This window comes from Aliidiomarina iranensis (assembly GCF_003987135.1).
GTDB lineage: Bacteria > Pseudomonadota > Gammaproteobacteria > Enterobacterales > Alteromonadaceae > Aliidiomarina > Aliidiomarina iranensis.
The window spans coordinates 426,723-439,141 of sequence record NZ_PIPJ01000002.1; the positions used below are offsets into that span (position 1 = coordinate 426,723).

Annotated in this window: 13 protein-coding genes; 5 read left to right on the forward strand and 8 right to left on the reverse strand. The window is 47.1% G+C overall.

Annotated elements, in window-relative coordinates:
* The first annotated feature begins 59 nt into the window (after nt 1-59).
* The 4 genes from queF (at nt 60) to CWE08_RS05085 (ending at nt 3,938) form a co-directional block, all read left to right on the forward strand.
* Nucleotides 60-914 carry an NADPH-dependent 7-cyano-7-deazaguanine reductase QueF gene (gene queF, locus CWE08_RS05070; RefSeq protein ID WP_126766248.1) on the forward strand — a complete coding sequence of 285 codons (855 nt, stop codon included), beginning with the start codon at nt 60-62 and terminating at the stop codon, nt 912-914.
* A 134-nt stretch (nt 915-1,048) separates the two neighbouring features.
* Entirely contained in the window at nt 1,049-2,407 is a 1,359-nt protein-coding gene (ppnN, locus tag CWE08_RS05075; protein WP_126766250.1) for a nucleotide 5'-monophosphate nucleosidase PpnN, read from the forward strand.
* 4 nt (nt 2,408-2,411) lie between these two features.
* Entirely contained in the window at nt 2,412-2,789 is a 378-nt protein-coding gene (locus CWE08_RS05080; protein WP_126766252.1) for a DUF3192 domain-containing protein, read from the forward strand.
* Nucleotides 2,790-2,933: 144 nt separating this feature from the next.
* A complete protein-coding gene (locus CWE08_RS05085; protein ID WP_126766255.1) occupies nt 2,934-3,938 on the forward strand; it encodes an isocitrate dehydrogenase in 1,005 nt (334 codons plus the stop codon).
* Nucleotides 3,939-4,158: 220 nt separating this feature from the next.
* Here CWE08_RS05085 and CWE08_RS05090 read toward each other — a convergent pair whose 3' ends face one another.
* Together CWE08_RS05090 and murI are read right to left on the reverse strand one after the other, a co-directional pair.
* Nucleotides 4,159-5,937, reverse strand: a complete 1,779-nt coding sequence (locus CWE08_RS05090) for an acyl-CoA dehydrogenase (RefSeq protein ID WP_126766258.1) — start codon at nt 5,935-5,937, stop codon at nt 4,159-4,161.
* A 165-nt stretch (nt 5,938-6,102) separates the two neighbouring features.
* Nucleotides 6,103-6,891 (reverse strand): glutamate racemase, encoded by a 789-nt coding sequence (gene murI, locus CWE08_RS05095; RefSeq protein ID WP_126766260.1) that lies wholly within the window; start codon nt 6,889-6,891, stop codon nt 6,103-6,105.
* 218 nt (nt 6,892-7,109) lie between these two features.
* Between murI and CWE08_RS05100 the strand changes: the two genes are divergently transcribed.
* The gene (locus CWE08_RS05100) at nt 7,110-8,117 is read left to right on the forward strand and encodes a zinc-binding alcohol dehydrogenase family protein (protein WP_126766263.1); all 1,008 of its coding nucleotides are present in this window, start codon (nt 7,110-7,112) and stop codon (nt 8,115-8,117) included.
* Between the two features lie 17 nt (nt 8,118-8,134).
* On the opposite strand, the gene msrB is transcribed toward CWE08_RS05100, so the two are convergent.
* The 6 genes from msrB to CWE08_RS05130 form a co-directional block, all read right to left on the reverse strand.
* Entirely contained in the window at nt 8,135-8,662 is a 528-nt protein-coding gene (gene msrB, locus CWE08_RS05105; protein ID WP_126766264.1) for a peptide-methionine (R)-S-oxide reductase MsrB, read from the reverse strand.
* A 104-nt stretch (nt 8,663-8,766) separates the two neighbouring features.
* Nucleotides 8,767-9,054, reverse strand: coding sequence for a hypothetical protein (locus CWE08_RS05110; protein ID WP_126766267.1), 288 nt, complete (start codon nt 9,052-9,054; stop codon nt 8,767-8,769).
* A 71-nt stretch (nt 9,055-9,125) separates the two neighbouring features.
* Complete coding sequence (gene rlmM, locus CWE08_RS05115; protein ID WP_126766269.1) at nt 9,126-10,196, reverse strand: 23S rRNA (cytidine(2498)-2'-O)-methyltransferase RlmM; 1,071 nt, start codon at nt 10,194-10,196, stop codon at nt 9,126-9,128.
* Between the two features lie 35 nt (nt 10,197-10,231).
* The gene (locus CWE08_RS05120; protein ID WP_126766272.1) at nt 10,232-10,837 is read right to left on the reverse strand and encodes an alpha/beta family hydrolase; all 606 of its coding nucleotides are present in this window, start codon (nt 10,835-10,837) and stop codon (nt 10,232-10,234) included.
* The gene (locus CWE08_RS05125; RefSeq protein WP_126766274.1) at nt 10,837-11,742 is read right to left on the reverse strand and encodes a transcriptional regulator GcvA; all 906 of its coding nucleotides are present in this window, start codon (nt 11,740-11,742) and stop codon (nt 10,837-10,839) included. Before CWE08_RS05125 ends, CWE08_RS05120 begins: the two co-directional genes overlap by 1 nt.
* A 137-nt stretch (nt 11,743-11,879) precedes the next feature.
* On the reverse strand, nt 11,880-12,419 hold the full coding sequence (locus CWE08_RS05130) for a DUF1415 domain-containing protein (RefSeq protein ID WP_126766277.1): 540 nt from the start codon (nt 12,417-12,419) through the stop codon (nt 11,880-11,882).

Here is a 12,419-nt window from a genome sequence, read left to right on the forward strand (position 1 = left end):
CTGGCCTCCGGCCTTGTTTATTCATACAATAGCAGCATTCTACGCAGAGGAAGTATGTAATGCCAGTAAGCTCAAAAAACCCAATGGCCGATTTGAAACTTGGAACAGCAACCGAGTACCCCACACAGTATGATGCAAGTTTATTGCAACCGGTGCCGCGGCAGTTAAACCGCAGCAGTATAGGTGTGGCTGACGAATCGTTACCTTTTGCTGGTCGTGACCTCTGGACTTGTTACGAAGTTTCCTGGCTGCAACCAACCGGCGTTCCAAAGGTAGTTATTGCTGAGGTTGAAGTGCCCGCAACAAGCCGAAACCTTATCGAATCAAAATCCTTCAAGCTGTATTTAAATAGCTACAATCAAAGCGTATTCGCCAGCACAGATGAGGTGCTCGAAAACTTAACCCGCGATCTCAGTGCATGCGCCGAAGCGCCAGTAGAAGTGCGTATCTATTCACTCGATAGCTATACCCAACACGGCATTATGAACTTTGCCGCTGAGTGCATTGATGACGAACCGGTACAGATAAACGATTACGATTACGCGCCGAACCTCTTGGCAACTGCGGCAGGCACTGAGCGGGTAAGTGAACAATTATGTAGCCATTTATTAAAATCAAATTGTTTAATTACGAATCAACCCGATTGGGGCTCGGTTTACATTGCGTATACAGGACCAAAAATTGATCGCCAAGCACTGTTGCGCTATCTGATTTCGTTTCGCAATCACAATGAATTTCACGAACAATGTGTTGAACGTATCTATACCGATTTAATGCAACATGCAGGCTGTGAATCACTCCAAGTGTTGGCACGCTATACCCGCCGTGGTGGTTTAGATATCAATCCAATTCGCCATTCGGGTAATAGCAGTATTGATTCCAAGCTTTTGCGTGGGCGATTAGCTCGGCAATAGTGATTTTGGTTGATTATTACCACCGAAGATGCGTACTCTTACAACCGAAATAATAAAAATATAATTTACTAAAAGCATTTAAGAACAAGGAAAAGCGAGCAGCAAGGGCTGCTTGTACGGAGCGTAAAAATAATATGAGAATTTCATTATCACCTCAGGGCAGCATGGCCCTCTTATCACAGCTAGAAATCGATCGGTTACAACAATCTACCGATAGCCCCCTCTATAAGTTATTTCGCAACTGTGTTTTGGCGGTTTTAAATGTGGGTAGCCACACCGATAACAGTGCTGATATTTTTGATCAGTTTGAAGATTTTGAAGTAAATGTGCTTCGCCGCGAGCGAGGCGTTAAGCTCGAGCTTATTAATCCACCCCCATCTGCGTTTGTTGATGGCGAACTCATTGTTGGTATTCGCGAACACGTAGAGGCGGTGCTGCGCGATATCCTTTTCGTTGGTGAGCGTTACCCAGCCGATGTGCTGCAAAGCATGAGTACTCGGCACTTAACCCATGTTACTTTCGATATTCTGCGTAACGCCGGCGTTGTGAAACCTGTGCAAGAGCCCGATATGGTAGTGTGCTGGGGTGGCCATTCAATTTCCGAAACCGAATACAAATACACCAAAGTAGTGGGCTATGAGCTGGGCTTACGTGGTTTCAATGTTTGCACCGGTTGCGGGCCGGGCGCCATGAAAGGTCCAATGAAGGGTGCTACGATTGGCCATGCCAAGCAGCGCATTAAAGATGCCCGCTACTTTGGTTTAACCGAACCGGGTATTATCGCCGCCGAGCCACCGAACCCTATCGTAAACGAGCTGGTGATCATGCCCGATATCGAAAAGCGTTTAGAAGCTTTCGTTCGCTGTGCTCACAGTATTATTATCTTCCCAGGTGGCGCCGGCACTGCCGAGGAACTTCTGTATTTACTGGGTATCTTGATGCACCCAATGAATAAAGAACAAGCGCTTCCTGTTATTCTTACCGGCCCAGAAAGCTCACGTTCTTATTTTGAGCACTTAGATCAGTTTATTGGGAACACGCTGGGTAAAGCGGCTACCCAGTACTACAAAATCATCATTGATGATCAAGTAGCGGTTGCGCAACACATTCAAACTGGCATGGCTGCAGTGAAGCGGTATCGCCAAGAAAGTGGCGATGCGTATCACTTTAACTGGACACTGCACATTGAAGAGCCATTCCAGCTACCATTTGAGCCAACTCATGCCAACGTAGCGAAATTGAATTTGAACCGAAATCAACCAAAAGAAGAGCTTGCGGCTGATTTGCGCCGAGCTTTTTCGGCGATTGTAGCCGGTAACGTTAAAGCCCCGGGCTTGCGCGAAATTCGCGCTCATGGTCCTTATCAAATAACCGGTGAGCCGGAATTTATGAGCGAACTCGACGAACTGCTGCAATCTTTCGTTGAGCAGGATCGCATGAAGCTGCCAGGTGGTACAAAATACACACCTTGCTATCAAGTTGTGAAAGGGTAAATAAGTGAAAAAAGGGTTCATTATTGCCGCGGTAGGTTTCCTGCTGTATGCCATCATTGCCGGTGGCATTCTGCATTTCTACACGGCGAACCCAGAAACCATGACATGGCGAGAGCGTGAAATTTTCAACCGAAAATACATCGGCAGGTTGGAAATTGGCGCTCATCGCGATGAAGTTTTGCGCTTGCTAGGGCCGCCCGATATCAGCGAGGCGCGCATTAATAGCAATGATCGCAACGTACTTATTTTGTTTTATCGCACCCATCATGTGAAATCAGATGGCGTTACCACACGTGATGAAACCACACCTTTACTGTTTATCGAAGATGAACTTTACGTTTGGGGGCAATCGGCCTACACCGCCGAGTTTGGTGCGCAATAGCTACTAATCATTTGCTGAATAACCACTATAACGCCCTCGCCTCATCTAGCTAAAATCCACCAAAAACGCTATACTCGCGCCAATTAATTTGTCGGCTCGGCATTTGCCCGTGCCGAAGTCTATTTGTTGTAGAAGGGTTTTCTTATGAGCAAAACAATTACCGTAATCCCTGGTGATGGTATCGGCCCTGATATCATTGAATCAGTAACGGCAATCCTTGATAAAGCGGGCTGTGGTTTTAACTACGAATATGCCGATGCAGGCCTTGTGGCCTTGGAAAAGCATGGGGAATTACTACCAGAATCTACCTTAGAGGCAATTGCACGTAACGGAATTACCTTAAAAGGCCCTTTAACAACCCCAGTAGGTGGTGGTTTTACTTCCATTAACGTAACCCTGCGCAAGCAATTTGGCTTGTATGCCAATGTGCGCCCTGTTGTGAGCTTCAAAGGCACGAAGGCTCGTTACGAAGATATCGATATTATCACTATCCGAGAAAACACCGAAGGCATGTACTCAGGCCTAGGCCAAACCACCAAAGATGATGGTAGCGAAGCTGAAGCCGTAAGCCGGGTTACGCGCGTGGGCTGTGAGCGTATCGTTCGTTTCGCTTTCGAAACGGCCCGCCGAGAAAACCGACAAAAAGTAACCGCTGTTCATAAAGCCAATATTTTAAAAACAACTTCGGGCATGTTTCTTGCTGTAGCTCGCGAAATCGCAAAAGAATATGAAGATATTCAATTCGAAGAGATGATTGTTGATGCTGCATGTATGAAGTTAGTAATGAACCCAGAAAACTTCGATGTTATCGTAACCACAAACTTATTTGGCGATATTTTATCGGATTTATGTGCAGGTTTAGTTGGTGGATTGGGCATGGCGCCAGGCGCGAATATCGGCGCTGATTGCGCAATTTTTGAAGCAGTTCACGGCTCTGCCCCGGATATCGCTGGTAAAAATCTAGCTAACCCAAGCTCAATCATTCTTGCCGCCGTGCAAATGCTTGAGCACCTTGAAATGCAAGATAAAGCTGCGAACATCATCAGCGCGCTGCGCGATGTTATCGAAAGTGGCGATCGCACCACCGCCGATCTTGGCGGCAGCCACGGCACTACCGAGTTCACCCAAGCCATTATTGAGCGCCTCTAACCGGCGCTCTCGTTTGTTGCTGAGAAGTGCTTACAGCTAATAATAAAGTGTGCCTACAGCTAATACAGTGTGCCCACAGCTAACAAAGTGTGCCCACAGCTAATAGTAAAAAAGGAGCCTCGGCTCCTTTTTTATTTGCATCCACTACTGCAACTCACTAATGCAACTCACTATCGGAACTCCCTACCGGTATTCGCCTAACCGGCTCAATCATAGCCAGTTACAACCATTCCGGCTCGGTGGCCATAAAGGTATCATCGGCCGCTTGCAGGCGTTTTAAATGCAATTCCGCCTCAGGTAACTCCCAGCGCATAAAGTACCGAGCTGCTTGCAATTTACCTTGCACAAATTCCTGGCTAAGGTGCTCAGCATTCAGCAAGGCTTTTTCCACCATTTCTATCCATAACCAGCCCACCACATACTTACCCATAATATCCAAATACACCGAAGCGTTCGCCAAAGTTCCTTCAGCTTTGTTGCCCAATAGTGCTTGCCCAAGCTCTACCGTTGTTGTCATGAAGGGCTTTAGAGCACTCTGATACAAGGCCACCACTTCTTGCAATTCCGGTGCTTTTGCGGCGGCGTGAAGGGTAATTTGAATGCGCTCGAGTAACAGTTTCAACCCCTTACCCTCGTGCTGCCATAACTTACGGCCCAATAAATCCAGCCCTTGAATGCCATGGGTGCCTTCGTGAATCGGGTTTAAACGGTTATCGCGGAAACACTGTTCCACTGGATATTCGCGAATATAGCCGGCGCCGCCAAGCACTTGAATCGCCAAATCATTGGCCCGGGGGCCGTAAAACGATGGGTAGGATTTTACCACTGGCGTGAGCAAATCTAGCAAAATGCCGCTATCGGCGTTATCACCGGCTTCGTGTTCATCTACCAACCTTGCCGCTAACAAACACAAGGCCAAAGAACCCTCAACATAGGCTTTTTGTTGCAACAACATACGCTTTACATCGGCATGTTGAATAATGGCCACTGGTTTACTGGCTGGATCTCTATTGGCAATGCTTCGCCCCTGTGGTCGATCTTTAGCATACGCCAACGATTCTAAATAACCACGATAACCAATCATGGCCGCCCCTAAGCCCACACCAACGCGCGCCTCGTTCATCATCTTAAACATATAGCTCAAGCCTTTGCCCGCTTCACCTACTAAATAACCTACACAGGCATCTTGCTCACCAAAAGAGAGTACCGTTGAGGTGGTACCTCGATAACCCATTTTATGCAGCAGGCCCGCTAATTTCACATCGTTCTCTGATGTGCAATTACCCTGCTCATCAACCAATAACTTCGGCACAATGAACATCGAAATACCTTTTACCCCGGTAGGCGCACCTTCGATACGAGCTAAAACCAAATGCACAATGTTTTCGGTAATATCTTGATCACCACCGGAAATATACATTTTCTGGCCTTTCAAGCGATAACTACCATCGCCATGGGCAACCGCTTTTGTGGTTAAATCGCCAAGGGATGAGCCCACATCAGGCTCGGTAAGCGCCATGGTTCCGGCAAAGCGGCCGCTAAACATGGGCTCTAAAAAGCGTTGCTTTTGGGCCTCTGAGCCAAACGCATGAATAACGTTAGCGGCGGCACTGGTGAGAAAAGGATAAGCCGCAGTAGCTGGGTTTGCGGCCATAAAATAGGCATTGCACGCCATACTTATAAGAGCTGGCAGCTGCATACCGCCCTCATCATAGCCATGCCGAGCAGAAAGAAGGCCCGAGTCGGCGTAATGTTGCCACGCGGTTTTTACTTCCGGAATGGTCGTTACTTTTGCGCCATCGAATTGTGGTTCATGGGCATCTGCTTTGGCGTTGTGAGGAAGAAAGTGAGTTTCTGCAATGCGCCGCGCGGTATCGAGCACACTAGTAAACGCTTCTTGATCGTAATCGGCATAGCGTGGAAATTTCGTTAATGCTTCAGCTGAGAAAACATCATTCAGTAAAAACTCAAGATCTTGCTGATTTACCAGTGGTGCCATAACTTCCTTCCCTTACCAAAATATTTTACCTATGCGAGAAAATAAAACGCTTGTTTGATTTTCAATAGTGCCACAATTAGCGCCACAAGTAATCCCACAAGTAATCCAGAAAGCAAATTTTAGCAGGCTAGGCTTTATCAGTAATAATGCAGAATTACAAATAGGCTAACATTGCGCCACTTGGAACCCCGCCCCCCAAAGCATATCAACTTGGCGCTGGAATTGAGTTGGGTTTCCCGTTGTATAAAACTGGGTGCTGCCACCTTGCTGCTTTTCGCCCATTAAGTTGGCCTGGTGCAGGCGCCGCTGCACTTCTCGCGCCACCGCAACTTCAGTATTGATAATGGTTACCTGCGGCCCCGCCACTTTGGTGATCACCGGCAACAAGTGTGCATAGTGGGTACAACCTAAAACTAAGGTATCCACGCCTTTTGCCATTAAAGGTGTAACATACTGCGCCACCACATCTTTCGCTGCGGCATAATCAAGCTGCAAGGATTCTACTTGTTCTACTAATGCCGGGCATGGCATCAATTCAACCTGAATATTTAAGGCTACCCTATCGGCTAAGGCGCTAAATGAGTTCGTTTGTAACGTTCTAGGGGTGGCGAGCACACCAATAACGCCAGATTTCGTGTTCAAAACCGCTGGCTTTATACCCGGCTCGGTACCAATGAAGGGAATATTAAAACGCTGCCGTAATGCATCAATGCACGAAGTTGTGGCGGTGTTACAAGCAACCACGATAGCTTTCACATTTTGCGTCAGTAAAAACTCAGTAATAGCTATGCTACGTTGCAATATGGCGGCATCAGTTTTTTCGCCATAGGGCGCATGCAGGCTATCGGCCACGTAAACAATATCTTCGTTCGGCATGAGCTTGCGTATTTCCTGGGTAATCGCAAGGCCACCTATACCTGAATCAAATACACCGATAGAACCGTTTAAACTCACTTACACATCTCCGAATAAATAGGCAGCAAGGAATCTAGGATAGCGTTTCTCTCGTAAAGAAACGAATTACCTGCTGATTTTGCCGGCGAATGGTACACTTACTGAAATATTTCCGCGATCTATTTTAACCAAATTGAGGCGTATTTTCCTTACCAATGCCAAGCCCTATCCATTGCAACACTGTGAGTAAAACCAACAAAATAGCTAGGAGTTCCAGCATGAAAGCAATTGGCCATCAATATAACTTACCCAGCCACGATACCTCGGCACTCGAAGATATTGAAGTTCAGAAGCCAGTGGTTGCGGGCCGCGATCTCTTAGTGAAAGTAGAGGCGATTTCGGTAAACCCGGTAGATTGTAAAATACGCAGTAATCGCGCGCCGGAAAAAGGCGAATGGCAAATATTAGGCTGGGATGCCGCAGGCATAGTTGAGGCTGTTGGCCCAGAAGTTAGCCAGTTTAAACCCGGTGATCGAGTTTGGTACGCGGGCGATATAACCCGCCAAGGCAGTAATGCCGAATATCAATGTGTGGATGAACGCATTACCGGCCACATGCCCACAAGCTTGAATTTTGCTGAGGCGGCAGCGCTGCCGCTCACAGCGATCACCGCTTGGGAAATATTATTCGATTCTTTTCGTTTACCAGAACATTCTGGCGAGCAAGAAACCTTGCTGGTAATCGGTGGTGCTGGGGGCGTTGGCTCAATTCTCATTCAATTGGCGAAAAAACTGACCAAACTCAATGTTATTGCAACGGCTTCGAGGCCAGAAACAGTAGATTGGGTTAAACAAATGGGTGCAGATGACGTTATAAACCATCGTGAATCGCTCCCTGAGCAATTGCAAAAGCTTAACCTGCAACCACGTTACGTAGCAGCGCTCACGGGCACCCAAGAGCACTTTGCCGGTATCCTCGAACTTATCAAACCACGTGGTCATGTGGCCGTTATTGATGATCCAGAAACCCTTGATATTAAAGCAGGTAAACAAAAAGCGCTTACCTTCAGTTGGGAGTTTATGTTTACCCGTTCAATGTTCGAAACCGATGATATGCAACAACAGCAAGTGTTGCTGAATCGGGTGGCCGCAATGATAGACGCAGGCGCTATTTGCAGCACGAAAACCAAGCATTTAGGCACTATCAATGCTGAGAATTTACGCGCTGCGCACGCTGAACAAGAAGCAGGAACGGTAATTGGGAAAAATGTTCTGAGTGGTTTTTAAACCTTTAGGCCTCGCCGTTAACTAATTGGCGGGCCTACTAGATCAATATATTCCTCGTAACCCTCTGCGGCCATTTCTTCTACAGGAATGAACCGCAGTGCGGCCGAATTCATGCAATAACGCAAGCCAGTGGGTTGCGGGCCATCGTCGAATACGTGGCCTAGGTGCGAATCGGCTACGCGGCTACGAATTTCGGTACGCACCATAAACCAGGAACGATCTCGGTGCCGCGTTACCACATCGCGCGCAATGGGGCGGATAAAGCTCGGCCAGCCAGAACCTGATTTGTATTTATCCGCGGATGAAAATAATGGTTCGCCGGAAACGATATCCACATAGATACCAACCGCTTGGTTATCCCAATAGCGATTATCAAATGCACGCTCAGTGGCATCTTCTTGGGTTACTTGATATTGCAATGGCGTGAGCATTTCACGTAATTCAGCATCGCTAGGTTTCACAAAATCTTCTTCAGAAAAACCATTCGCGTGCGCTGAAACGCTCAGCGCGAGTGCAAAAATAGCGGTAAAGATGGTTTTATTCATGAGCTACCTCAGTTCGTATAACTAGCTTCAAACCTTTTTTCAAAGCTTATCGATAGAATACGCGAACCAACGGCGGCAAGGATCAGAAACGCCCTGCTCGTGAGCTAGCTCTTGTCAGCTGATTTGGTTGCAGTTGTAGCAGCTAAGTGTTTTTTATAACGGCGCTCATTCACAAACCAAAGCACAATGCCAAATAAAGCCCCCGCTACGAACCAGATAATACAATGAATCAACACGGAAGAAGCTGAAGCATTTGGCCCTAGCACGTTATTGAAATAACCAATAATGAGCAGCATGGGCAAGCCCCAAGAGAGCACCCCGTGAATCAATACAAATTTACCAAAGCCTTTTACGCGCGCTTCTTGCCACGCTACTACTTCGCGTTCTCTCATGTGAATACCCTAACTCTAGATTCTAACCATCTTTTAAAACAAACCGCTGCAAATGCGAGCCACACCGCGCATTAGGTTTTAAATTTCTTCCGTAAATAAACAGTGATCTCTTCGCGATCATGATAAAGATGTTTCGCACTTAATTCGTAACCCCAAACTTCCGCTTCCGTTAGGCGATCACGAATGGCATCTAAATATTGTTTTACAGCTGCATAGCGCGTTTTCATTGGTAGCTTGAGATTGAAAATAGCATCATGGCACCATTCACCGATATACCAATCCGCCATTAAATGCGCTACTCGCACCGGCTTCTCTACCATATCGCATACTAACCAACTCACATTTTTACGCTTTGGTAAAAACTGAAAGCCATCTTCTTGAAAGTGCCGCACTTGCCCAGTTTCCATAAGTTGTGCATCCATCGGGCCATTATCAACGGCGGCAACCATCATATCGTGGAAAACTAAAACCGCTGTCCAACCCCCTGGGCTTGCGCCTAAATCTACCGCCTTCATACCGGGCTCAACACGGCGAGCAAGCTCGTGCTCAGGTATCATCACTTTAAAGGCTTCGGCAAGCTTCGCAGCAGAGCGGCTTGGTGCGCCCTTCGGTGTGCGCACTCGCGGAATACCCATAAGATAAGGGGAATGGTTGTAGCTATAGGAGTAACCTACAACAACAGAATGCGTACTGCGAAAAAGTACATGCAAGGCCGGCCGATTCGTTACTTCCTTTTCCGTTAGCAACCCTTTTTCTTGCAACGCCATACTCAGCGGCTTCGTAATTTTACGGCACAAAGCGGATAATGAACGGCCATCATTGGTATCCGTAGTTTCGATCCATAACCGGCCGCAAAGCTGCATCTCTGGAAGTGCCGCCACCAAAGGCGTTACCCTGTCGGCTAAATCTAGTTGGTTCAAATCAGCTACGCGGACAAATAATTGGCGAGCGAAAATCAGTGAATGAACCGCTAATTTACGCGCTAAATGGTCTGCCTCTTCCGGCTTACACTCAAAGGTAACAAGCGCACTATTGGGCTGGGTTTTGCAATAACCAAACACGCCCAGAGCAGCTGCACGCTCCTGAATTTCAGCAGCACACTCGCCTTCAAAACCGGCGCGGCAATATAACAAAACAGCCATAAAACGCTTATTCCTTAAATTCTTATTTCAATTGATTAGTTAATTTGATTCGTTAATTTAGTTACAAAGGCATCAATTTCGCGTGATACCAATTGCCAGCACTCAGTATTAGTTAAACCATTCCGTTTCGGTTGGGCCAAATCATGATTGCCGTCCGTAACCCAATGAAGCCTTAAGTTCTTCGGTAATGCTTGCTCGGCGAGCCATTCTGGCTTGCCAAACGGATCGCGGCTGCCCTGCACAATAAAATTTCGCCTACGCCCATTCGTAAGGTCAGCTAACCGATGCTTTTCTGGCTTACCCGGTGGGTGAAACGGAAAACCTAAACCAATAGCCGCTACCGCATTTACTTTATCTGCACAGCGAAAAGCAACCCGAGCGCCCATTGATTTTCCCATCACAACCAAGGGAATATCTTCACACCCCTCTTGTATGCGAGTAACTTCAGCAATAAAGGCCGCATCAAGTACTTCTTTTTTATCCGGGGGGCGCTTTTTACCACTCTGCTCAATCTTTTGCCAGTACGGAAAGGCAAACCGATGAACTTTATGCCCTTTTTGTTCTAAATTGGCTGAAATAATTTGCATGAACTCTGTTTCCGGCCCCGCACCAGCGCCATGGGCAAACACAAATATTGCCATTAGGTTGCTTGCCCCTCATCTTCATCACGTTTAACTTCCGCCAAAATCCAATCTCGAAACTTTGCGATTTTACCCACATCGGCTTGGGATTCTCGGCACACCATATAGAAAGCCTCTGAGGTGGGCAAGGTTTGCGGAAACACTTGCACTAAGTGGCCGGAATCAAGCTCTGGCTTCGCTAAAACACTGTTAGCAAGCGTTACGCCCTGCCCATGCACCGCAGCTTTTAAAGCCAGCGCTAAATGTGAAAAAACCGGGCCACTCTTGCGCGTTGGCGGCGCTTCGCCCACCATAGCAAACCAATCACGCCATGCATTTCGCGTTTCTTCGTGCAGTAGCGTATGCTCATGCAAATCACTTGGCTTTTTCAGCGGTTTCGCGCCTTGCAACAACAAGGGTGAACACACGGGAATTAAATATTCTTTGTGCAAGCGAAACGATTTCACGCCAGGCCAAGAACCACTGCCGTAATAAATGGCTACATCAACGTAATCAGTTAACGAACCACTAATTTCATCCACCGCCTTTAAGCGTACATCAATTTCAGGGTGGGCCTCATGAAACCGGCTAAGCCTTGGTACTAACCATAAAATGGCAAAGCCCGGCGGAACACATACGGTAAGTGAGCCTTGCTCACTGGCAAGCATTACTTTGGATGTAGCTAAGGTGAGCGTTTCGAACATTTGCCGAATATCGAGATAATAATTTTGCCCCGCTTCGGTTAACAACAATGCGCGGTTACGGCGTAAAAATAAGGCTAAACCAAGAAAATCTTCCAAGGCTTTGACTTGGTGGCTTACTGCAGCTTGAGTAACAAACAATTCTTCCGCGGCTTTGGTGAAACTTAAATGGCGCGCGGCCGCTTCAAACGAACGTAAGGCATTCAACGGAGGTAGTTTTCGCATCGCGGTTCCTTTGCTATGTTAAGCAGTTCAGATTAGCTATAGTAATCTGATTGATACGAATAATATCCCAATTTTGTTCAAATTCCCAACAAATCAGGCAGTTCCGGAATCAGCGTGGGTAAGCTGTGTAGGCAAATTTATAATCCAGCTAAGATCTTTTCGAAGAATTCCGCACCCTTCTTTTCGGCAAAAGCAATGTTGCGATCGGGAATGGATTCAGGATCATCATAGCGGCTTAGCGCTTGTTCCAGGCTCGCTTCGCGCAAGAGGTGTAGGGTTGGATAAGGCGCCCGGTTGGTATAATTTGATGCGGCATCTTGTTTTTCGCCCTCAAAACAATAATCTGGGTGAAAACTCGCGAGTTGGTAAATCCCTTCATAGCCTTGAATCGCCAACAACTCATTAGCGGTATCGAGTAAATCGAGGTAGGCATAAAAGCCTTCAAAGCCTGCAGGGAGCATAATAAGTGTGGTTTCCGTATCCATATTCTGGTCGAGAAACTCACACTCTTTGATTAATGCTTCCAGCACGTCCGCCGTTTTTCTCTGGCCTGCAACCACATAACGGATGCTATCTCGCTCCACTTCTCGGCGGGCAAATGGGCAAATGTTGTATTTCACAATCAGTTGCTCTACCCATGCTTTACTTTTTGCCACTACTAACGTGGAATCTATCAT

What these genes read in the sequence shown, in the direction of transcription:
- queF (WP_126766248.1), top strand. Translation starts at nt 60, where the DNA reads ATGCCAGTAAGCTCAAAAAACCCAATGGCCGATTTGAAACTTGGAACA.
- ppnN (WP_126766250.1), top strand. Translation starts at nt 1,049, where the DNA reads ATGAGAATTTCATTATCACCTCAGGGCAGCATGGCCCTCTTATCACAG.
- CWE08_RS05085 (WP_126766255.1), top strand. Translation starts at nt 2,934, where the DNA reads ATGAGCAAAACAATTACCGTAATCCCTGGTGATGGTATCGGCCCTGAT.
- CWE08_RS05090 (WP_126766258.1), bottom strand. Translation starts at nt 5,937, where the DNA reads ATGGCACCACTGGTAAATCAGCAAGATCTTGAGTTTTTACTGAATGAT.
- CWE08_RS05100 (WP_126766263.1), top strand. Translation starts at nt 7,110, where the DNA reads ATGAAAGCAATTGGCCATCAATATAACTTACCCAGCCACGATACCTCG.
- msrB (WP_126766264.1), bottom strand. Translation starts at nt 8,662, where the DNA reads ATGAATAAAACCATCTTTACCGCTATTTTTGCACTCGCGCTGAGCGTT.
- CWE08_RS05110 (WP_126766267.1), bottom strand. Translation starts at nt 9,054, where the DNA reads ATGAGAGAACGCGAAGTAGTAGCGTGGCAAGAAGCGCGCGTAAAAGGC.
- rlmM (WP_126766269.1), bottom strand. Translation starts at nt 10,196, where the DNA reads ATGGCTGTTTTGTTATATTGCCGCGCCGGTTTTGAAGGCGAGTGTGCT.
- CWE08_RS05120 (WP_126766272.1), bottom strand. Translation starts at nt 10,837, where the DNA reads ATGGCAATATTTGTGTTTGCCCATGGCGCTGGTGCGGGGCCGGAAACA.
- CWE08_RS05125 (WP_126766274.1), bottom strand. Translation starts at nt 11,742, where the DNA reads ATGCGAAAACTACCTCCGTTGAATGCCTTACGTTCGTTTGAAGCGGCC.
- CWE08_RS05130 (WP_126766277.1), bottom strand. Translation starts at nt 12,419, where the DNA reads ATGATAGATTCCACGTTAGTAGTGGCAAAAAGTAAAGCATGGGTAGAG.